The 22,713-nt window shown below is 39.1% G+C and carries 20 protein-coding genes; 13 read left to right on the top strand and 7 right to left on the bottom strand.

The genetic code is table 11. The annotated features are described in order from the left end of the window. Positions 1-51: 51 nt before the first annotated feature. Together IM793_RS14135 and IM793_RS14140 are read left to right on the top strand one after the other, a co-directional pair. A complete protein-coding gene (locus tag IM793_RS14135) occupies positions 52-1,863 on the top strand; it encodes an IucA/IucC family siderophore biosynthesis protein (protein ID WP_193422376.1) in 1,812 nt (603 codons plus the stop codon). 284 nt (positions 1,864-2,147) lie between these two features. Then, positions 2,148-2,774 (top strand): M23 family metallopeptidase, encoded by a 627-nt coding sequence (locus tag IM793_RS14140; RefSeq protein ID WP_193422378.1) that lies wholly within the window; start codon positions 2,148-2,150, stop codon positions 2,772-2,774. A gap of 10 nt (positions 2,775-2,784) precedes the next feature. Here IM793_RS14140 and IM793_RS14145 read toward each other — a convergent pair whose 3' ends face one another. Further along, positions 2,785-4,488 carry an FAD/NAD(P)-binding protein gene (locus IM793_RS14145; protein ID WP_193422379.1) on the bottom strand — a complete coding sequence of 568 codons (1,704 nt, stop codon included), beginning with the start codon at positions 4,486-4,488 and terminating at the stop codon, positions 2,785-2,787. 285 nt (positions 4,489-4,773) lie between these two features. Further along, complete coding sequence (locus tag IM793_RS14150; RefSeq protein ID WP_193422381.1) at positions 4,774-4,965, bottom strand: hypothetical protein; 192 nt, start codon at positions 4,963-4,965, stop codon at positions 4,774-4,776. Positions 4,966-5,432: 467 nt separating this feature from the next. Between IM793_RS14150 and IM793_RS14155 the strand changes: the two genes are divergently transcribed. Then, entirely contained in the window at positions 5,433-5,993 is a 561-nt protein-coding gene (locus tag IM793_RS14155) for a DUF1543 domain-containing protein (RefSeq protein ID WP_193422383.1), read from the top strand. Between the two features lie 4 nt (positions 5,994-5,997). Here the strand turns inward: IM793_RS14155 and IM793_RS14160 are convergent, their stop codons facing one another. Further along, complete coding sequence (locus IM793_RS14160) at positions 5,998-6,789, bottom strand: lacto-N-biose phosphorylase central domain-containing protein (protein WP_227256259.1); 792 nt, start codon at positions 6,787-6,789, stop codon at positions 5,998-6,000. Positions 6,790-6,937: 148 nt separating this feature from the next. On the opposite strand from IM793_RS14160, the gene IM793_RS14165 reads away from it, so the two are divergent. Continuing rightward, the gene (locus tag IM793_RS14165; protein WP_193422387.1) at positions 6,938-7,129 is read left to right on the top strand and encodes a hypothetical protein; all 192 of its coding nucleotides are present in this window, start codon (positions 6,938-6,940) and stop codon (positions 7,127-7,129) included. Positions 7,130-7,172: 43 nt separating this feature from the next. On the opposite strand, the gene IM793_RS14170 is transcribed toward IM793_RS14165, so the two are convergent. Both IM793_RS14170 and IM793_RS14175 read right to left on the bottom strand, forming a co-directional pair. Then, positions 7,173-7,760 carry a pentapeptide repeat-containing protein gene (locus IM793_RS14170; protein WP_121282715.1) on the bottom strand — a complete coding sequence of 196 codons (588 nt, stop codon included), beginning with the start codon at positions 7,758-7,760 and terminating at the stop codon, positions 7,173-7,175. A gap of 43 nt (positions 7,761-7,803) precedes the next feature. Continuing rightward, the gene (locus IM793_RS14175; protein ID WP_193422389.1) at positions 7,804-8,349 is read right to left on the bottom strand and encodes a TetR/AcrR family transcriptional regulator; all 546 of its coding nucleotides are present in this window, start codon (positions 8,347-8,349) and stop codon (positions 7,804-7,806) included. Positions 8,350-8,462: 113 nt separating this feature from the next. Between IM793_RS14175 and IM793_RS14180 the strand changes: the two genes are divergently transcribed. Further along, positions 8,463-8,708 carry a hypothetical protein gene (locus tag IM793_RS14180; RefSeq protein ID WP_193422391.1) on the top strand — a complete coding sequence of 82 codons (246 nt, stop codon included), beginning with the start codon at positions 8,463-8,465 and terminating at the stop codon, positions 8,706-8,708. Positions 8,709-8,776: 68 nt separating this feature from the next. Here IM793_RS14180 and IM793_RS14185 read toward each other — a convergent pair whose 3' ends face one another. Further along, positions 8,777-9,406, bottom strand: coding sequence for a DUF4159 domain-containing protein (locus tag IM793_RS14185; protein WP_193422393.1), 630 nt, complete (start codon positions 9,404-9,406; stop codon positions 8,777-8,779). A gap of 101 nt (positions 9,407-9,507) precedes the next feature. Here IM793_RS14185 and IM793_RS14190 point away from each other — a divergent pair, with 101 nt between their 5' ends. From IM793_RS14190 to IM793_RS14225, 8 genes are all read left to right on the top strand, one after another. Continuing rightward, the gene (locus tag IM793_RS14190) at positions 9,508-10,554 is read left to right on the top strand and encodes a MoxR family ATPase (RefSeq protein ID WP_193422396.1); all 1,047 of its coding nucleotides are present in this window, start codon (positions 9,508-9,510) and stop codon (positions 10,552-10,554) included. Further along, complete coding sequence (locus tag IM793_RS14195; protein ID WP_227256260.1) at positions 10,554-11,441, top strand: DUF58 domain-containing protein; 888 nt, start codon at positions 10,554-10,556, stop codon at positions 11,439-11,441. Before IM793_RS14190 ends, IM793_RS14195 begins: the two co-directional genes overlap by 1 nt. 2 nt (positions 11,442-11,443) lie before the next feature. Beyond that, positions 11,444-12,808, top strand: coding sequence for a BatA domain-containing protein (locus tag IM793_RS14200; RefSeq protein ID WP_193422398.1), 1,365 nt, complete (start codon positions 11,444-11,446; stop codon positions 12,806-12,808). Further along, the gene (locus tag IM793_RS14205; protein WP_193422401.1) at positions 12,795-14,927 is read left to right on the top strand and encodes a DUF4175 family protein; all 2,133 of its coding nucleotides are present in this window, start codon (positions 12,795-12,797) and stop codon (positions 14,925-14,927) included. The genes IM793_RS14200 and IM793_RS14205 overlap by 14 nt, the downstream gene beginning before the upstream one ends. A gap of 2 nt (positions 14,928-14,929) precedes the next feature. Continuing rightward, positions 14,930-16,717: a hypothetical protein gene (locus IM793_RS14210; protein ID WP_193422403.1), complete on the top strand. Its 1,788-nt coding sequence runs from the start codon at positions 14,930-14,932 to the stop codon at positions 16,715-16,717. Positions 16,718-17,104: 387 nt separating this feature from the next. After that, positions 17,105-18,739 carry a TldD/PmbA family protein gene (locus IM793_RS14215; RefSeq protein ID WP_193422405.1) on the top strand — a complete coding sequence of 545 codons (1,635 nt, stop codon included), beginning with the start codon at positions 17,105-17,107 and terminating at the stop codon, positions 18,737-18,739. Positions 18,740-18,741: 2 nt separating this feature from the next. Continuing rightward, positions 18,742-20,058 (top strand): TldD/PmbA family protein, encoded by a 1,317-nt coding sequence (locus tag IM793_RS14220; protein WP_193422407.1) that lies wholly within the window; start codon positions 18,742-18,744, stop codon positions 20,056-20,058. A 341-nt stretch (positions 20,059-20,399) separates the two neighbouring features. Continuing rightward, positions 20,400-22,040: a TldD/PmbA family protein gene (locus tag IM793_RS14225; protein ID WP_193422409.1), complete on the top strand. Its 1,641-nt coding sequence runs from the start codon at positions 20,400-20,402 to the stop codon at positions 22,038-22,040. A 361-nt stretch (positions 22,041-22,401) separates the two neighbouring features. Here IM793_RS14225 and IM793_RS14230 read toward each other — a convergent pair whose 3' ends face one another. Then, complete coding sequence (locus IM793_RS14230) at positions 22,402-22,677, bottom strand: hypothetical protein (RefSeq protein ID WP_193422411.1); 276 nt, start codon at positions 22,675-22,677, stop codon at positions 22,402-22,404. Positions 22,678-22,713 lie beyond the last annotated feature (36 nt).

Here is a 22,713-nt window from a genome sequence, read left to right on the forward strand (position 1 = left end):
TAGAGAGCCGGATTTAAGATCCGGAATAACACAAATAAAAAATTAAACACCATGAATTACAACAATTTCAATCATATAAAACCTTTAAAAAAAGAAGTTTGGGACAAGGTAAACCTAAACTATATTGCAAAATCAATCGTGGAGTTGATGCACGAAAAATTAGCTGAACCAACGCTGATCAATACAGATGAACAAGGAAATTCTGATTTCCGTCTTAGAACAGATTCTGAGGAGATCTATTATACTTTTTCAGGTCAGCAACGTGCTTTAGATTATTTGCACATCGACAAACAAAGCATCAAAAAATTTGTAAATGGAGAAAGTGTAATCGTTAACAACGCCCCGGCATTTTATACAGAACTACAGCAAACTTTTGGAATTAAACCTTTTACCTTGGCCCATTTTGTGGAAGATACCTTAAATACGTTATATGCGGATGCATATATTCACGAAAAAGGTCGTTTAACTGCTGATGAATTGGCTAACGCCGATTACCAGACCATCGAACACCAGATGGATGGTCATCCCTGGGCCACCATTAACAAAGGACGGATCGGTTTTAACCATAGCGATCAAGGTAAATATGCGCCAGAAGCAGGACAGAAAACACAATTGGCCTGGTTGGCTGTTCATAAATCAAGGGCAGCCTTTAAAAGTATCGAAAGTATTTCTCCATTTTCCTTTTACAATGAAGAACTGAGTTTAAAACAGGTCCACGACTTTAATCAGGTATTAATCCAACAGCAGCTGCAGCCTGAAGATTATTTTTTCATCCCAGTGCACGAATGGCAATGGAATAATAAAATCGTATTGCAGCTTGCACATGACATTGCCCATCAATTGATTATTCCAGTTGGTGTCGGGAAGGATGAATACATGTGTCAAAACAGTATCCGTACCTTTTTTAATGTAAGTGAACCTAAAAAACATTATGTAAAAACGGCCATTTCTATTTTAAACACCTCCATTTTCAGAGGACTTTCGCCTAAAAAACTGGCTATTGCACCAAAGGTAACACAGTGGGCAAAAGACATGTTACAGGGTGATGAATACTTAAAACAAACCCGCGTTGTACTCTTAGGCGAGGTGGCTACAGTTGCTTACACGCATCCCCAATATAGCGAAATACCCGGTTCACCATATCAATACCAGGAATTTTTAGGTGCAATATGGCGAGAGAGTGCTGAAAACTACTTATTAGAAGGCGAAAACATCATGACTATGGCGAGCCTGCTTTATGTAGATGATAATGGAAAAAGCATGGTTGAGGCCCTGATCGAAAAATCGGGTTTAACTGCCGAAACCTGGTTAAACGCTTATTTATCGGCTTATCTTAAACCAGTGTTAAGGATTTTTTACAAACATGCTTTTTTCTTCAGTCCACATGGCGAAAACACCATTTTGGTAATGAAAAACGGTGTACCGGAGCGGATTATCATTAAAGATTTTGTAGAAGAAATTGTGTTAACAGAAGAATCGAAAGCAAAATTACCGAATGATCTGGTAGATGTTTTAAGGGAAATTAACGATGAGTTGGCGCCTTTATTTATCCTATCGGGGATATTTGATGCGCTTTTCAGGTACCTAAGCAATATTTTCCACAGTTATGTTGGCCTGGATGAAAAGCAGTTCTGGCGCCAGGTGGCAGATGTAATTTTAGCATTTCAACAAGAAAACCCAGAGCTTGCTCCTAAATTTCAAAAATTCGATTTGTTTGTACCCGAATTTATCAGGGTGTGCATTAATCGCGTAAGGTTGCTCACCCACGGTTATAGCGAAAGCACCGATGTTCCGGTTCCTGAATTGATTGGTACATTAGTTAACCCGGCGGCAGAAGCTTTGAAAGAGAATGTTTTGGCGTAATGTGAAGTCAGATGTTACCATCTGACTTTGAATAAATCCAGACGATTTTATAAAAATCAAATAAATTCCTCTCCGTGGTAAATGGTAACATCTGCCACCATTACAAAAGATCGTCATTGCGAGAAGGCTTTTTCAGCCGACGAAGCAATCTTACAACTATCGCTACTAGCGACCGCATTAAGATTGCTTCGTCGTTCCTCCTCGCAATGACGGCCTAACTTTTTTAAACTATAAAAATAGTTTATATTAATAAAATCATTATCTTGCCTTAAATTATTCCTGGTATGAAAACATTATTATTTCTATTTTTATCAACCTTTTTATTCGAAACACCGACCATTGAAAAAGATCGCGATCGCTGGAAACCTTATTATACCGATACTGCTCCTGCAAAAACAGCCGATCAATGGTTTTTACCTTTTGATGTGACTAACCGAAAAAAAGTAAATAACATTAAAATTATCAGCATTTTTGGCGATCATCGGGATAGTTATGTTAAAGGTCATATCCACACGGCTATTGATATTAATCCTGCCCAGCCAAAAGCGAAACTGGTTAATGTTTATGCAATGGCAAACGGAATAGTTTGCTCTGTACATTTAGGCGAAAATCAACGTACCGTCGTCGTTAAGCATAAACTCCCAAATGGCCAAACGATGTTTACCTCCTACAAACACCTTAAAGAGGTTTATGTTAGCAACGGGCAAAATGTTGATCAAAACACTAAACTCGCCAGGTTATTTACACCGCAGGAAAGTAAAAAGTATGGCGGCGATTATCACCACCTCCATTTAGAAATCAGGAAAAAATTTGATGATTATGGCTGTGCAAGCTGGCTAACTTTTAATAATAAACAACTTAACGAAAGGTTTTATAATCCTCAGGTATTTATAAAAGAACACATCAAATAAATAAGGGCTTTTAACTCAAAATACGATCCAACACAGCTCCAGATGCTGCTTCAGAGAAGTCGATACCGGAATAATCGGGATTATAACCACCGATGTACGGAACGGCCATGATATAGATTCTTTTATTCGCCTGCCCAGCCTCATCAACCACCTGAAAATGATCGTTGATGGTGATACCGGGAACAGTTAAAAGGTAATCATCGCCTTTTTTGGTCACTAAATCATTATGCTTCATTTCTTCCTTTCCAATAGCAGCCGACTGGAATTTTAATCTTGCCGGGCTTATGGTTCCATTTTTAATTAAGCTTTTAAAAGGAAAATCATCAAAAGAAAGATGGGGTTGACCAATACAATCAATAAAGGTATCGAAATGGACAGTAACCTTTTTATCATCTACCTTGTAATGGTAATCTGCACCCCCGGTTTTTAAGGGTTCTACTTCGGCATCATCGCCAACAGCTACAATACTTAATACTCCAGCATCATGCAGGGCTAACAGTTCCCTGCATGAACTCTGGGGTACAAATGCAATTACAATGGAAATGAGTGGCATTAACACTTTTTGCAAGCGTTCCATATCCTCTGCTGAAAGGTATTTTGCCGGATAGTTCATCGCAAAACTTAAAATGGCAAGTGCCTCTTTCCAATAGATTGATTTTCTTTTCTCAATTGATTTTTCTGCTTCTTCATATTCCTTTTTGAAGAGATCAAATGGTTCCATTTTTTCGCGGTAGTCCATCATCGTGCTGACGAATTCCTCAAGATTCATGTTTTTGATTTTTTCATAAAAAACAGGATCTTTTTCAATGAACATCTCTTTAAAATTCTTATCAAATACAAAATCTAAAGGCAAAAAGCCATCATTTACCTTAATGCTTTTTTGGATTTCGGTTTTACTTAGCGTTTCGTCCTTCCCTAAATGCGAATCTTCCAGGTGAAACCTGATCGCTGGTAATAGCCCACTCCTGGAGTGCATAACGATTTTAAAACCTTTATTCTTTAAGTGGTACGAATAAGTACCATCTTCATTATCGGAAAAATCTCCGTTTTGTCGCGCCAGGGTTCTTAAGGCATCAATGGCAGTTAACGAAGAGCCCATAATGCCAACGGCGTGGTTCAGTTCTAAAGCAATTTTTTTGGGCGGATATGGTGAATCGAAATAATGAGGAATTTTACCTTCATATCTTTTTGGCCAATTATGACCGGTACAGATGATTACCTGGTCGAAATGAGCTTGATCACGTCCTTTAACACTTACCGCTACCTGGTTATCTGCAGGTAAATCAATAATATCCTCCACAATACAATTTAAATGCACATTGGTCTTAATACCGTTATTTTCTGCAACCTCTTTTAATAACTTAAACTGAGCGGAAAGATATTCACCAAAAAACAATCTGGGCAATACCTTATACTCGTTAAATTTATCCGCATTAATATCAAATTTTTCTAAAATTTCTTTCGGTGCAATTTTCACCCACTCTTCAATGGAGTTATATATGATTGGAATTTCATTGTCAGACACATTAGTAATGTGTTCTACATTTGCTCCTTCAGCACTATAAGGCATACCCGCTCCTAAATAATCTTTACGTTCGAATATCTCTATTTCGAAGTTGGGAGCTTTAGATTCAATTAATCTTTTATACATGAACAGACCACTCGGGCCGCCACCGATGATGGCAATTTTCTTTTTTACTGTTTTCGTATCCATTTATAATTTATACAATCCTAAAAAAAGGAAATTGTTTTAAATCGATGGAAAATGTAAGAGGGATGATGGAACGCGTTGATTATTCTGATAGATTGCTTTTTTAAAGGGGTGATTAATTGCCAGAGATCGTCATCCAATAGCTATCGAGTTGATTGGGAACCACGGAGTGCTCATGAATGCCTTTGAAACAAGGGAAACTTATGAATAATTCGTAATGCAAGCGCTTTAAGATTCCCGCCTGTACCTATCGTATGGACACAATTATTATAACATTCTTCTATCGCTCTATGCCGCGGGGCATGGTACTTTGGAGCGCCAAAGTACCCAAAGTGCTTTGTCAATCCAGCCATGAGCCTTTTGCACAATCTCACGCTCATCAAAAAAACAGCGGCACTTCGTTTTGTGTTCAATATTTTTTAAAATTAAATCATCGGTTATGAACACCAAACCACTGCCTTTCAGGTTTGTTACTGCCATTTTTACTGTTACGCACTTGTTTTTTTGATTTCCCCCGACTCTTGGGATTGACAGCGTCCTTGGTTAAAATCCGTGCTTTATTAAAGTTGGTTAGCAAAACGCCTAAAACACTTAAGAAAGACGTGTCCACATGATACATTAGAGGGTTGATGACAGATACACAAGGAGCGTCATTTCGACCGCAGTGGAGAAATCTTTTAACATAGTCCAAAGATTTCTCCATTTCGCTGCGCTTCATCCTATAGCTATCGGATGACGACCATTCAATTGGAGTATGTCTTCAACTCTTTGCCCTCTGTGCCTTTCTTTGTGTTCTCGGTGGTGAAAAAATAAAGGAAATCACAAAATTCTAAGAACCTATTTTGATTAATGCTGTTAAAAGGTGAGTGAATTACGAGTTTGGAGTCAATCAATCAATGTTAACTGAATGACCAATGAACGAATGTAGCAGTGAACAATTAAACCTTATGAACGATTTAAAACTATATATGATTTTATTGGGCTCAAAAGCCCCAAAAAGAAATGTTGAACAGCACGATTATTTCTTCGGCATTGCCCATTCACTAAAAGATCTTGTGCCTGAAATTAAAGCATTTTGGCCAGGAACAGGTACAAGCCTGCATATTGATGGCTGGCGGGAAGTAACCAAAGTTGAGGATTACGGAATCAATATTAAATTAAGGGATGAGCATACGCTGCCATCGCTACATAAATTGTTCTTTATCAACCTGGGGGGCTATTTATCCAACAAATTATACGAACAGCACCATATTGTACTATCAGTGCATGATGAAAGGGCCAAAGCCATACAGGATGCCAAGAAAACGGTATTTTTTAAAACCAATTCAATCAAAGGAGCCAATTCGCACATCGATGAAAAATATGGAATCGACGTAGATGATATTTACAAAATTGAGGACATTTTAAGTGAAGAGGCCAAACAGAAATACCACATCGAAATAAAACCATCTTCAGGATTACCTGAAGATGAGATTCATTTAGGCTATTTTAAACTGGATAAACTTTAAGCAATTATTTTTTAACGAGGCTTTTTAACCAAACCACCAGATCGTAGGCCGCTTTATCGTTTTCGAAGCCCATTTCTTTTGGTAAACGGCCATTTACATATTCATTGTATAACCATGGGTCAGCAATGGCAATTACATTACCTTTGCCATATTTTGCAAGTGCAATAACCGTTGCGCCAGCTGCATTTTTCAATACCGGTTTTGCACCGTTTTTGGTGTCTATTGAACATACATCTTTCATGAATATTTTTTTTGCCGTTTTAAACACCGGATTATTTTTGATCACGATGCCGCCATCTTCAAAATGTGCATCATCAATTACATGATTTTGCATTTCATTGGTAAAGTGCATGCCGAATACATTAGCCAATTTATTAAAGTGTGGTAACTCTACGTTTGCACTATCGTTAGCAAACATTACCAATGCCCCACCCTGCTTTACCCAGGCAGAAATTGCAGCAATGTGGTCAGCTTCTATGTAGTTCGGTTTAGGATTTTCTTTCGGACGATCGGGATCTACAATTAAGTAAACATCACTTCCTTTTAAATTAGCTATTGTTGGTGCTGTTTCAAGCGAATCCAATTTAAATCCTTCTTTTTTAAATACATTACCAAAAATGGAAAAACCACTCATTGCCTGCTCATTCCACAAGTAATGAAAACGCTCTACCTCTCCCGCTTTATTTTTTCGGGTTTCCCGATTAAAAAAATAATCTAAAGTAACAGTTTGCGCACTTGCCAGAATAGATGAACAGATTAAAACAGAAAGTGTGCAAGCTTTAAAAAGCAATTTCATAAACATATCGGGGGTAATTGGTTAATAACCCAAAAGTATGAAATTTAACGATAATGAAATTGTTATAATCACCCCACAAAGACATTTTCAAGGATTAAACTTACTCTACATACAGCTAAATTGATGACCAGAACAAAGAAATACCGCCATGGTTAAAATCAATATAACAGCTTTACAGCCAATGCATATAATCCTGCTCGACGCCATGCCCGATATGGTTTGTTATAACAATTTCTTCAGAGACAATATAGGAGCACTGGCTTATGTAGTAAATATCCAGAGCTTTTTGGTACTGAATCAATCAAAGGCCGAAACAGCTTATGCCTTGGAGTTTGGTTAACCGTAAATTATTGAAATTGGTTAATCAATTCAAAATTAGCGGACTAATCTTCAATATCCAGTTTGAAGTGATCCAATAAACCAGAAAGGTTAGCAGACAAAAATCTGGCTTTTTTCATTTTGTTCAGCGCCGGGTCGAAAGAAAAATTACTTGCCGTGCGGAAATCAGTTTTCTCCAGAATTGTCCGATTAAAAGATGTTGCGGTAAGGTCGCAGTTATTAAAAACAGCTGAAGTTAAATCGGCTGATTCGAAATCTACTTCTTTTAGTGAGCAGTTAATAAAATTTGTTTTCCAGAGCTTGGCACCATAAAAAACAGAATAATCTAAAATACAACCACTAAAAGAAAAAGAGAACATAAATTTATTGCAGGTAGAAAAATCAATACCCAATATTTTACAGTCTTTGAAGGTAATGTTACTAAAACCTGTGCCTTTTACCTGAGTGAGAGAGAAATCACAATGGCTAAATTCACAATCCACAAAGTCGTTATGGCTCAGATCACTTTTAGAAAAATCGCATCTTATAAATTCACATTTAATAAATTCTCGCTTTAGCAGCTGTTTACCAGCATAATTGATATCGGTAAAAGTTTTATTTTGGTGAACGGTAGTTTCGATGGGTTCTTCCATAAAATTATAGTTTGATAACTGGGGGAGCAAAAGATATTTCAGTTTAAAGATTAATGAGGGTTTCCAGTATTTGTTGCTTCTTTTTATCGCTGATGTTATAAATACCAAGATTATCCGAATACCACAACCCATCGGCAACAAGCATCATAATCAGATGTTTTATGCCCTGTCCGGTATCGTCGCCATTTCCAATATACAGATTAGACCATTCATCCCATGTTTTGCGATACTCCTCGTTAATGAGTACAACCTGCATCACAATTTTCATGGTTCTCCGATAATGTAAATCGTTACTTTTACCAATAATAAAGCGTAGGTAAGCCAAACTTCCTACCTCATTGCCCGATGACTTTTTTTCTTCTATAATCCACTCGGTAAGCTCTGCCAAACTTTGGTTCATCAATTCTTTTAGCAGATCTTCTTTGTTTCGGAAATGATGGATAATACCCCCTTTGCTCAAACCCGTTTTATCGGCAATGGCCTGAAACGTAACGCGATGCCAATCTGACACGCCGATTTCTGCAGCTGCTGCTAAAATAAGCTGTTTGCTTACCTCAGGCTCTTTTTTTCTTTTATAGGGATTTTCCATTTCACAAAGATACCGAACGTTTGGTTTGTTTACAAATTATTCTTACGTTTGCATTTACAAAAGATCAGTTTCAGCTATGAATTGATCTTGAAATCCTTTATCATTCCTAAAATATGTCCAGATACATTACCATCATTTCTACTATTATAGAATCGGGCAGCGATACCAGTTTAATTGCTTTGGCCGTTGCAGGGTTGCAGAATATTTCAGAATGGTCTATCGATCTGGAAGATTGCGACAAAGTAATCCGCATTGTTTCTGCGAAAGATATCAGCAATGAGTTTTGTGAAAAACTGGCATTCTTTGGTATAAAAGCATCGGTGATGGAGGTTTTTGATGATCATTATCACCTGATGTAGTATTCTAAACCTGTCAGATTATAACATCTGACAGCACGAACAAACAGCGAACTGGAAATTGTCAATTGCTAACTGTTTATACCCATAGCATACAAAATAATATTTACCCCAAACTTGGTGTTATCCTCTGCTAAAAAACGTTTGTTTCTGAAATCGTAATCCCACTCGCAGCCATAATCTTTATTGCTGTAGAGCACCCCTATCCTATTATTAATGGTAATGGCTTTCAGGTAATCGTGCACCAGATCATCGCCCCAGCCGTTTAGTTCAAAAGAAGTAGTTGGCGGGCCTTTGTCAAACTTGAAGAAAGCATTATAGATACCATGGTTGTTTGGGATTTTCTTTAAAGCCTGAGGGCCAAAAAGGCTACCCATCTGTGTTTCAAACGACCGGGCAAATAAACCATCAATATCATGGTTGCAATCATCCACAAAAACGAAGCCTCCATTATGCACATAGGTTTTAAAATTTACAGCTTCCTGCTGGCTAAATTGAACCAGTTTATGCCCGCTTAAATAACAAAAGGGATATTTAAATAAATCCCGACTGCTCAATTCTACAATTTTCTCTTCTTCGTCTAAAGGAATGGTGGTATACTCCAGCAGGGAATTTAACAGATTAGAAGGCATGCGCTGATCGGTATCCCAATCGCCCGAATTATATTTTAACCTCGCAAATGTAAATTTAGCTCTTCGCACAGCCTAAAATTACCTTCATTTTTTATTAATTGCATTTTTAATCCAAATTATCTTGTAAATTTTTTGATATTCTTTTCTCACGACTAAAACTATCTGCCAATATGCGCTATATTGAAGCACAATATCGTCATACTAAAAAATCAACCGTTTTGGAGCGTTCAGAAAGCAACCTAAAAATATTGATCAATAAGATCTCCCTGTTAAAAAGCGAAATACAGAAAGTAATTGTGGGTCAGGATGTGATCATTGAAGAAATGCTGATCGCTTTGATGGCGGGCGGACATTGTTTACTGGAAGGTGTACCAGGTTTAGCGAAAACTTTAATGGTAAGAACCATGTCGCAGGCTTTAGACCTTTCGTTCAGAAGAATCCAATTTACGCCCGATTTAATGCCTACCGATATTGTGGGCACCGAAATACTGGAAGAGGACCATATAACAGGAAAACGTTTTTTTAAGTTTAATAAAGGTCCATTATTTGCCAATATCATTCTGGCCGATGAGGTGAACCGGACGCCTCCAAAAACCCAGTCGGCGCTATTGGAGGCCATGCAGGAATTTGAAGTAACCTATGGCGGACAAACCTATCCTTTGGATCGTCCATTTTTTATCCTCGCTACCCAAAACCCGATTGAACAGGCCGGAACCTACCCCCTGCCCGAAGCACAATTAGACCGTTTTCTCTTATATATCAAAATCGGTTACCCTACAGCGGCAGAGGAAACTCAGATTTTAAGCAGTACCACAGGTAGCAAAAAAGCGGTAATCAACCCTATTATCGGTGCAGAAGAAATTAAGGAATTGCAGGCCATTACCCGCGAAGTAAGTATTAGTGATGATCTGATTACTTATGTAAGCGAAATGATCCGCGCCACCAGACCTGATACCACCACGGTAAATTTTGTAAAGGAATGGGTGCGCTGGGGCGCTGGTCCACGCGCCGGCCAAGCATTGATTTTAACAGCAAAAGCAAGGGCATTATTTAAAGGCAGATATGCGGTAATCATGGAAGATTTACAAGTCATGGCTTACCCGGTATTGCGCCACAGGGTATTAATGAATTTTAAAGCCGAGGCCGAAAATGTGTCATCAGACAAAGTAACTGACGAACTGATCAAAGCCATTTCTAAACCGAAAGCTAATATTTAATGAGTAAACTGCTCGACCCGAAAATATTGATGGCCATTAAAGACCTCTCCTTATCGGCGAAAATAACGATTGAAGGGTTTATGAACGGCATTAATAAAAGTACCGTAAAGGGGCCGGGATTGGAGTTTAGCCAATACAGGAGTTACCAACCCGGCGACGATCTGCGCTCGCTCGACTGGAAAATGTTTGCCCGTTCCGACCGTTATTATATCCGCGAATCGGAGGTAGAAACCAATATTGCTGTGCGCATATTAATTGATGCCAGTGCTTCGATGAACCATAGCGATGGCGATTTTACCAAAATAGATTATGCAAGATACCTCGGTGCTTCTTTAGCTTACCTTGCCAATTTACAGGGCGATGCGATTGGTTTATATGTACTGAAAAACTTGGGAATTTTCTCCATGACACCCAAGCAGGATTACCAGCATTTGGCCAGGTTATTTTACCAACTGGAGCAGATTCATCCCGACGGAACATTTACCAAACTTATCCATTATAAAGAGTTGCTTGCCGGTGCCCAAAAACGCGAATTGCTGATCTTTGTCACCGATCTTTACCAGAAAGACGATGAAATCATCAAATTATTAGATACGTTGAATACTTTAAGGCACGAAATCGTGGTTTTTCATATTTTATCAAGAAATGAATTGGACCTGGATTTTAAAGGTTATACGACTTTCGAAGACCTGGAAACAGGCGAAACCATTCAGATTGATCAAGCGAAAGAAAGGACCAACTATCAAAACAAACTTAATGCTTACCTGGAAGAAAGCAGGATAAAGCTTCTGGATAGAAGGATTTTTTACCGAACAATTACAACTGACGAACCGCTGGATCAGGCATTAAGGGATTTTTTAAAACAAAGAAGTAAACTCAAAATTTAACATTGCATTTTTTATATTCCATAGGTTTATTTGCGTTTGCTGGCATCATTGTTCCGCTCATTATACACCTGTGGAATGTTAAACAGGGTAAAACCATTAAAATCGGTAGTATTGCTTTACTGGGCGAAAGTTCGAGCGCCAGTTCTAAAAGTTTCAAAATTAACGATTGGCTTTTGTTTGTACTGCGCTGTTTGCTTTTGGTGCTGCTGGCATTCCTTTTGGCACAGCCTTATCTTAAAAAAATAGTATCTGGCCGTACTAAAAACGGATGGATTTTAGTAGAGAAAAAAAATTTTCCCCGGGTTTTTAAAACGCATCGAAAAACAATCGATTCATTATTAAAAAAAGGTTATGAAATCCACGATTTTAATGTGGGTTTTAAACCATTAAGCTTAAAAGATACCACTCTTAACGGACCAAAGCAGGTTAGTACCTTAAGTTATACAGCATTGTTTAGCGCAGCCAATCAATTTATTCCACCGGCAGCTAAAGTTTATTTTTTTGCCGACCACCGCTTAAACCGCTTTGGTAACGAACTGCCAGCTGTAAATTATAAGCTGAGTTGGGTTCCTTTAAAGCAAAGCGATACTTTAAGCAATTGGATTGCCACTTACGCAGGAAAAAAGTACGAAGCGAAATCCAATCCTTCCAATACCAGCTACCAAGTCTTGAATTCTTCGGATGAGGGGCCGATACGAGTAGCGATACATGAAAATCCCGGCACTACAGACAGTAAATACTTAATTGCAGCCTTAAAAGCCATTAAAAGTTTCACCAAGCGGAAAATCATCATCAATGCAGCTGCAGAAAAAGCATCAATTGGTTTTTGGATATCAGATAATCCGGTTTCAGCAGATTTCAGATCATCAATTGCACCGGATGGAACATTATTTCAATACGAAAAAGGGAAATTGGTGGCTGCACCATCATTTATTAACCTGGATGGCCGTCAGATTAAATTGAGCAAAAGAATTGAGTCAGATCAACAGGCAGACAAAATATGGACGGATGGCTTCGGAAACGCAATTTTAACAAAAAACAAGACCAATAAATTAAACATTTTTCATTTTTATAGCCGATTCAATCCGCAATGGAACGAGCTGGTTTGGAATGGATTGTTTGTAAAAGCATTAATGCCGATTGTTATCCAGGACAAAAATTCGAATGATTTTGGCATTGAAGACCATCCTGCTGATCAGCGTGTGGTATCACAAAATGGATCGATTGAGCAAAATAAAACGGAAATTGCTGCTAAAACGATCAAAAACAAACCTTTGGGAAATCTATTTTGGGTAGCGGCATTTTTGATTTTTACCACCGAACGTATTTTATCTTTCAGAAAAAAACCGAACTATGTTAAAAGCTGAAGGTAGAAATTGGATCCGTAACTTAAGGATCAGGTGGATTAGCTTTTACCTGATCGGCACTCTTGCCATTGCTTTAGGCATTGCTTTACTTTTATCGGTTACAGGTTTTTATCTGCTACATTTACCTGTCTGGATTTTTGCGTTTATTTTCACAATTATTACCGCCATTTTATTGCTCAGCAAACCGGTTTGGAGAACTACTGATTCTGATGTTTCGAGGTTTCTTAACAACCGTTACCCCGAGCTGGAAGAAAGCGCCGATTTACTGCTCCAGAATGAAACAGAATTATCTATGCTGCAACAACTCCAGCGCATCAAAATAGAAAACATCGTTCTGAATTTGTCGCAGCCGAAAGAACCTGTTAAAAGATTATATTTTGGCTTAACGATACTCTTTTTGGCATTAATCATCAGCTTTGGAATTACAAAAATCCCCCAAATCAACAAAACAGATTTCGTTACCTGGGAAACCAAGAATAAGGTTCCTGCGATAAAAGAAAATATACCTGCAGAGATTTCTACTTTTAGTGCCACCATCATTCCGCCTGCCTATACCGGAAAAGGGGAGCGGAAACAAAAGCAGTTTGGCATTGCTGCCGAAACAGGTGCTACAGTGAACTGGAAAATAGAGACTAACATTGGCATTAAAAAGTTAACACTTATTTTTAACGATAATGAAATTTCACTTTTAAAAGCGCTAAATTCAGCGCATACGCAATGGATTTTCAGCAAAACAATCAAAAAATCTGGCTTTTACCAACTGGATCTTGACGGTAAAAAATCAGATCTCTACCAGATTGAAGTGATTCCCGATCTGCCGGTAACCATTAAAATTACGCAACCAAAACAGCACACTACCATTGATATCGGTCAGCCGCAAAAATTTAATCTCCATGTATCACTCACCGATGATTATGGGATCAACGATGCTTTTATATCCGCAACCATGGCCAGTGGAAAAGGCGAAGGCGTAAGTTTTACAGAGAAAAAACTCTCATTCAATACCAGTTTCAACAACAAAAAAAGCATTGCACTTAGCAAACTGATCGACTTAAAAAGCCTTGGCATGAAACCGGGTGATGAACTTTACTTTTTCGTCAAAGCCATGGATAACCACGGTCAATCGAGCCGTTCAGATGTGTATTTTGTTTCAATTGTTGATACCACCGAATTAATGAGTTTAGCCGGGATGACCAATGGCGTTAACCTGGTTCCGGAATATTTCAGGAGCGAAAGACAGATCATTATCGATACCGAGAAATTATTGAAAGAACAATCAACATTGCATGCTGCAACTTTTAAAACCATAAGTAACGACTTAGGGATTGATCAAAAGTTATTAAGGCTGCGTTACGGGCAGTTTTTAGGCGAAGAGAATGAAACTGAAATTGGCGGTGATCATGATGACCACGATGAGCATGCGGAACATAAAATTGAGGGTGAAAAGTTTGGTGATGTAAGTGCCATTATGGACAAATACGCCCATAAACATGATATTGCTGAAGATGCCACTTTTTTCGAACCCGAAATGAAAGCGCAATTAAAAGCCGTTTTAACCGAAATGTGGAATGCTGAACTGCGTTTACGGACTTACAAACCACAGGAAGCATTACCTTACGAATATAAAGCATTGAGATTGCTCAAAGATCTGCAGCAGAAATCGCGGGCCTATGTGGCCAAAACCACGGTTAAAGTTTCGGCTTTAAAACCCGAGAAACGTTTAAGCGGTGAGCTGGACAAAATCACACAGCCCGTGCAGAAAATGTCGTTTGAGCAAAAAGAAAAACGAACAGCTTCTTTAAAAGCAGCACTCGCCTTGTTGGAAAGCAGAAAAACAGGCAAGAAGTTTAGTGGGCAAGATCAATTCTTACTTAGCGAAACAGAAAAATACATGATTGGTGCAGCTGCAGATCATCCCTCAACTTATTTAAATGCCCTAACAAGTTTAAGAAGGTTAGGTGCAGCAAATAAACCAATGCTTAAAGAGATTGATCTGGTACAGCAGGCCATACAGAAAATGATCAATGTCGAATTGGCCAAACCACAAATACAAAGTGCCGGACCAGCTTCGGCATTGTACCAGAATTATTTTAATAACTTAAGTAAAGCGGGCAGATAGATATGGAATTTAAATACATCGCTATGCTGGCTGGTTTATTATTAATGGCCTTTTTACTCTACAAAGAGGTGAGCCGGACAAATCGGGCCAGATTAATATGGCGAATTTTAGCGAATATCGTTGCCATAGGCTGTTTTGTCCTGTTAATTGTACCGATCAGATACGACACACATGTAAAACAAAACCCTGATGAAATTATTTTGCTCACAGACGGTGCAAATCCCGATTCTGTTTCAAAACTAAAGGGGAAAAAATATGCACTTCCATCGGTAGATTTAAAAAATGAGAAGTTCGCAATTCTTTCCGATCTCTCCTATTTCTTAAAATCGAATCCAAATCTCCGAAAACTGACCATTTACGGTTATGGATTAAATGCACCAGAATTGGAGCAACTCAAAGGGTACCAGATCACTTTCCATCCTGCTGTGAATCCCACAGGCATAATCGCTGCCAATTGGCCAGCCAAATTAAAAACTACCGAATTATTACAGGTTCAGGGTACTTATCAAAATTCTGGCGATGAATCGGTCAAACTTTTCCTTAAAGGTTTAGGTAAAACAGTAGACTCCACCGTTATTGAAGCAAAATCGAATAAAGCCTTCTCTTTTAAAACTGCCCCAAAACAAACAGGAAAAGCTGTTTATGAATTGATCAGTTTGCAAAAAAAAGATACCCTGGCTAAAGACCCGGTTCCTGTACAAGTTGGTGACCAGGCACCTATGAAAGTGCTAATACTGGCTTCTTTTCCAGATTTCGAATATAAATTTTTAAAAAATTGGCTTTATGAAAACCAATATCCATTGGCTTTTAGAAGTCAGATCAGTAAAAACAAATATGCTTTCGATTTCCTCAATCTGGATAGCGTAAACCTTACTCAGATCAGTAGTTCATCCCTGAAAAAATTCGACCTCCTGATCATTGACGAAGAAGAATTGGTCGCCATAAGCACCGGCGAAAGGTCCTCAATAAATATTGCCGTTAATAATGATATGGGCTTATTGATCAGGGTAACAGGTTCTAAAGCTTTAACATCGCTAAGTGGTAAATCCAGCCGGTTTGAAGTTCCTCCTTTAAAAGGAAAAACACTTAATTTAACCCTAAAAGAGGATCATTTAAAGTTTAATCCATTGCCGCTCGAACAAGCATTATTTTTAAAGACAAACCAAAACGAGCAGTCGGTTATTATCGATGCAAGCGGAAAAACGGTAGTCAATAGCACCATCAATGGTTATGGCAAAATACTGGTCTCTACACTTTCTTCCACATACAACTGGTTACTTTCAGGGCAAAAAAATGATTATGCAACCTATTGGTCTAAACTTTTGGCCAATACGGCAAGAAAAAGAAATGATATCCAATCGGTGAACATCATTCCTCAATTCCCTGTTATAAACCAAAAAACAAGAATTATTGCAGATCTGGCTGAATCAAACAGGGTACCAACATTAAAAATTGATAGCTTTTTACTCAGTCCAAGGCAAAACATGGAACTTCCCTTTCAATGGGATGCTTTTTATTGGCCTAAAAAATCAGGCTGGACTAATTTAGAAATAAACCAAGCTATCGAGCCGATATATATCTATAAAAAAAAGGATTGGGAAGCACTCAAAAACCAGAAAAAGCTGGATGGAACACATCATTTTCTCAAAAACCTGAATACTACTGAGGCAAAAAACAAATTAACACATACTATTCTTGAGGAAGAAGTATCAATTTGGTGGTTTTTTGCCGGATTTTTACTGGCTGCTGCCTTTTTATGGTACGAGGCCAGGATTTTGGCGATTAAATAAGTTAAGTTTTGTCATCCTGAACGCAGTGAAGGATCCCTCACCGATGAAACACGGACTGCCAACAACTCCGCTCACGCTCGTTTTTAACGGGCGTTTAATAATACATCGTTTGCAACGATGAAATCGTGTAACTATTTCTGCACTAGTCTGGAAATGAGCGCAAGCAAGAATAACATATAATTAAAAGATTCTTCACTACGTTCAGAATGACAACGAAGAAAAAAACAAAAAATCTGTGGTTATCCGTGCTCATCTGTAGTTAAAAAAAACCTTAATAGAAAAAACCGCTCCTTTTTCTGCCTTTGAAACTAAAATGTTATAATCCATTTCCAGTTTTCACCTCATAATTGGCTATATTGAAATCGTAAACTAACTAAACTCAACCAATTGAAAAGAAAAGACTTCCTCTACTTATCCGGAATGGGTGTGGGTGCCCTACTCCTTCCCGACCTTTCTGCATTCGGAACTCCCATAGATCCCTTACAGGCGCTAGATGGTGTAGATGTAAAAATCAAAAAAGAACTGGCTGATGTTGCACTAAATGCAGCAAAATCTAAAGGTGCAACTTATGCCGATATCCGCATCGGGCGTTATTTAAACCAATTTGTAGCCACCCGCGAAAAACGTGTTCAAGGCGTAGCCAATACCGAATCGTATGGTGTAGGCATTCGCGTTTTAGCCAATGGCTGCTGGGGCTTCGCTGCCACAAACAATGTAACAAAAGATGCCATTGCCAAAGCAGCCGAACAAGCCGTTGCCGTTGCAAAAGCCAATGCTAAAATACAGGGTGAACCGGTTCAACTGGCTCCGCAAAAGGGTTATGGCGAGGTAAGCTGGAAAACGCCTATCGAAATAAATGCCTTCGAAGTTCCGGTAAAGGAGAAAGTAGACCTGCTTTTGAATGTGAACGACGTGGCCATGCAAAATGGAGCCAATTTTGTAAATTCCGTTATTTTCGCAGTTAATGAGCAGAAATACTTTGCTTCTACTGATGGTTCTTACATCGATCAGGATGTTCATCGCATTTACCCAACTTTTAACGTAACTAAAGTTGACCGCGAATCGGGTAAATTTAAAACGCGGAATGCATTAAGTGCGCCTTCTGGTAAAGGTTATGAATATATGCATGCCCGCCCGGAAGATAAGGTTACTGGAATTGTAACGCGTTATAAAGGTCGTTATGATATGCTGGAAGATGTAAAAGAAGCAGCCCGTGTAGCAACCGAAAAAGTAAAGGCAAAATCGGTTGAGCCAGGTAAATACGATCTGGTTTTAGATCCTTCACACCTTTGGCTAACCATACACGAATCTGTTGGTCACCCTACAGAATTAGACCGTGTTTTAGGCTACGAAGCCAATTACGCAGGCACCAGTTTCCTTACTTTAGATAAATGGGAATCAAAAAATTTCAAATTTGGCAGCGATAAAGTAAATATTATAGCCGATAAAACCCAGGTAGGTTCCTTAGGTGCAGTTGGCTACGATGATGAAGGCGTAAAATGTAAAAAATGGGATCTGATCAAGAATGGCATACTAACAAGCTACCAGGCCATCCGTGATCAGGCACACATTATCGGCTTAACAGAATCGAATGGTTGCTGTTATTCACAGGGCTGGGATGATGTTCAGTTCCAGCGTATGCCAAATGTTTCACTTCAACCGGGCAAAGAAAAACTAAGTGTAGACGACATGATCAAAAATGTAGAAAAAGGCATTTACATCATCGGTGATGGCAGTTTTTCTATCGATCAGCAACGCTATAACTTCCAGTTTGGCGGACAAATCTTCTACGAAATTAAGGATGGTAAAATTGCAGGCATGCTCAACGATGTAGCCTATCAGGCGAATACGCAGGAGTTCTGGAATTCGTGTAATGCCATTTGCGACGAAAGTGACTACCGTTTAGGTGGTTCGTTTAATGATGGAAAAGGGCAACCTTCTCAAAGCAGTGCCGTTTCGCATGGTAGTGCCACCACCAGGTTTAATGGAGTTAATGTTATCAATACAGCAAGAAAAATATAATTATGGCCATATTAAGTAAAGAAGAAGCCCAAGCGATATTAAAAAAAGTAATCGGTTTTTCTAAAGCCGATTTCTGCGAAGTAGGTTTAAACGGTTCTGATGGCGGGAATATCCGTTATGCCCGTAACGCCGTTTCTACCGCAGGACAGATCAGTACCATGAGTTTAGGTGTAAACTCCACTTTTGGTAAAAAAACCGGTTCGGCAACTATAAATGAATTTGATGATGCTTCCCTGCAAAAGGTGGTAAAAAGAGCAGAAGAACTGGCCATGCTGGCACCAGAAAATCCTGAATTTATGCCTCCATTAGGTCCACAGACTTTTGCCGAATCAAATACCTTTAATGCTAAAACTGCTGCCATGACGCCTGATACCAGAGCCGAAATGGTAGGAAAAAGTTTAAGTGTATCAAAAGCAGCTGGTTTAGATGCGGCCGGTTTCTTAGAAAACTCAACCCGTTTTAACGCGATCATGAACTCTAAAGGTTTGTTCGCCTACAATAAAGGTACCGATGTTTCTTTTTCGGTAACCGTTAGGAACAAACAAGGAACAGGATCAGGCTACGTTGAGCAAGGCTTTAATGACCTTGATAAAATGGATACGCTGGCACTTAGCAAAATTGCAGCAAGCAAAGCCAATGGTTCTGCAGGTGCTAAAGCCATTGAACCCGGAAAATATACTGTTATTTTAGAACCACTTGCAGCCAGCGATATTATTGGCAATATGTTCAGGGGTTTTGATGCCAGAAGTGCCGACGAAGGCCGGAGTTTTATGAGCAAAAAAGGAGGAGGTACCCGTTTAGGTGAACAGTTATTCTCTGAAAATGTAAATATTTATTCTGACCCCATGAATACTGAAATTCCATCTTCTACATTTACAGGAGAAGGTTTGCAGGTAACAAGAACCCAATGGGTGGAAAAAGGAGTCGTGAAAAACCTGTCTTATTCGAGATATTGGGCTGCACAGAAAAATGTTCAACCACTTCCCTTTAGCCGCAGCATGATTATTGAAGGTGGCACACAATCATTGGAAGACCTGATCAAAAGCACCGAAAAAGGTATATTGGTTACCCGTTTCTGGTACATCCGTTCTGTAGACCCGCAAACGTTATTACTTACCGGATTAACGCGTGACGGTACTTTTTACATCGAGAACGGGGAAATTAAATTCCCAATCAAAAATTTCAGGTTCAACGAAAGCCCGGTAATTATGCTCAACAATGTGGAAGCTCTGGGTAAACCGGTAAGAACAGGAAGCGGATTAATCCCACCAATGAAAATCAGGGATTTTACGTTTACTTCATTATCAGACGCGGTTTAACTAGTGTCGTCATCTCGACTGAAGTGCAACGGAATGGAGAGATCTAAATCTCTTTAAATAGATTCTCCATTTCGCTACCGATGAAAAATCGGCAGCTACAGTCGAAATAACGATCTTATTTAAGAATAATACTCTTATTTAATAACTACTATTCCCTCCGAAGGCCACCCTAAGCGGATTAGAAGGGTATAAGTTAAATCGTCATATTTACTGCAGCGCAACAGAACAAAGAGATTTAATAGTTGACTCAACTTAATAGATTTCTCCATTCCAAAACCGATGAAAAATCGGCAGTTGCAGTCGAGATGACACCCTTTTTTTATTAATAAACAATTAAAAAATTGAGAAGAAGAGATTTCCTATACATGACGGGTGTTGGCCTTGGTGCCAGTATGATGCCTAATATTCCTGCTTTCGGCAAGATGATTTCTATTGAAGAATCTTTAACCCCAGTTGATGTGGCCTTAAAGAAAAAAATGGCTGATGTTGCGCTCAACGCTGCAAAAAGCAAAGGTGCTACTTATGCTGATGTCCGTATTGGAAGGTATTTGAACCAGGTTGTGGCCACCAGGGAAACACGCGTAGAAAACATCTCCAATTCCGAATCCTATGGTTTGGGTGTACGCGTAATTGCCAACGGAAGCTGGGGCTTTGCTGCCACCAACAATATGGATGATACGAGCATTGCCAAAGCTGCAGAAATTGCCGTAGCCATTGCTAAAGGAAATGCCAAACTGATGGAAGAGCCTGTCCAACTGGCGGCACAAAAAGGATATGGAGAAGTAAGCTGGAAAACACCGATCGAAATCAATGCTTTTGAAGTACCCATTGCCGACAAAGTTGACCTGCTTTTAAAAGTAAACAGCGAGGCGATGAAAGGTGGTGCAAAGTACATCAGCTCCAATCTCTTCATGATCAATGAGCAAAAATACTTTGCCTCTACTGACGGATCTTATATCGATCAGGATATCCACAGAATATGGCCAACATTTACGCTCACCAAAACCGATGCGGCAAGCGGCAAATTCGAAACCAGAAATGCCTTAAGCGCACCAATGGGTATGGGTTTCGAATACCTTAAACCTAAAGAAGAAGAAAAAATAAAAGGCGGCCCGGTTACGATGTACAAAAAACGCTACGATATCCTGGAAGATGTGCGTGAAGCGGCGGTACATGTTGACGAAAAACTAAAAGCCAAACCCATAACACCAGGCAAATACGACCTCGTTTTGGATCCTTCACACCTGTTTTTAACCATCCACGAATCGGTAGGTCATCCTACAGAACTCGATCGCGTTTTAGGTTACGAAGCCAATTACGCAGGAACAAGTTTCCTAACACTGGACAAATGGGAATCGAAAAAATTCAACTTCGGGAGCAAAGAAGTAAACATTATAGCCGATAAACTGGAAACAGGTTCTTTAGGTGCCGTAGGTTACGATGATGAAGGTGTAAAATGTGGCAAATGGGATATCATTAAAGATGGGATCCTGGTGAATTACCAAACCATCCGCGATCAGGCGCATATTTTAGGTTTAAAAGAATCGCAGGGTTGCTGTTATGCAGACAGTTGGGACAGCATCCAGTTTCAGCGAATGCCCAATGTTTCCCTGGCTCCAGGAAATGCACCTTTAAGCGCGGCCGATATGGTTAAAAATGTAGAAAAAGGCATATATATGTTTGGCCGCAATTCCTATTCTATTGATCAACAGCGTTATAATTTCCAATTTAGCGCACAACTGGCCTACGAAATTAAGGAAGGTAAAATTGTGAGCATGTTTAAAGATGCTGCCTATCAGGCCAATACCCAGGAATTCTGGAACTCCTGTGTGCAGCGCTGTGATAAAAACGATTACCGCCTCGGCGGAACATTTTCTGATGGTAAAGGTCAACCAGGGCAAGCAAGTGCGGTTTCGCACGGCAGCGCCACCACCCGTTTTAATGGCGTCAATGTAATTAATACAGGCAGGAAGTTGGGGTAGATTTTAGGGCAAAAGAAAACAATTGTACGCCACTCATATTGATTTTTATAAAATAAATTAAACCTCGGGATGACCAAATATGAGAGCGCTATTACTGTAACCATATAAGACATTTAAGAAAATATAAGCTTAAATGAACTTATACTTCTTAAATGGTGAAATAAAAAATTGGTTCGCGAACCACAGCGCATGGATGAGATCCCAATAAAAAAATCGTCATCTCGACCGATGCACCGCGGAGCGGAGAGATCTAAACTATTGTGAAATAGATTTCTCCGCTACGGTCGAAAGGACGACTTTAAGATGAAGAATTGCTGAATGTTCGCTCGCAATGACGATCTATTGCGACAATAAAACTTTACTATTTCGGCTCTTTTTTATTGTCTACCGCCGTACTAAATGTTTTATTAAACTCGCCTTTTATCCAAGTCGTTTTTCCAGTTTGCTGTACCGGAGGGGCAATAATGTAATTTCCGGTTTCGCTATCCAGGATCACGACCATATTATTGGCATTTACTTCGGTGTGGTATCTTCCACCGGTTTGATCTTGTCCGTTTTTAAAACTGATGGCCGTAAACATTAAGCCAGCGCCCAAGAATCCCAGCAAAAGGGATTTTGTGTCTAATGTGATTTTCATATTCTTAAGGTTTATTTATGTGTGTGAAATCAAGAT

The organism is Pedobacter sp. MR2016-19 (assembly GCF_014947265.1).
Lineage (GTDB): Bacteria > Bacteroidota > Bacteroidia > Sphingobacteriales > Sphingobacteriaceae > Pedobacter.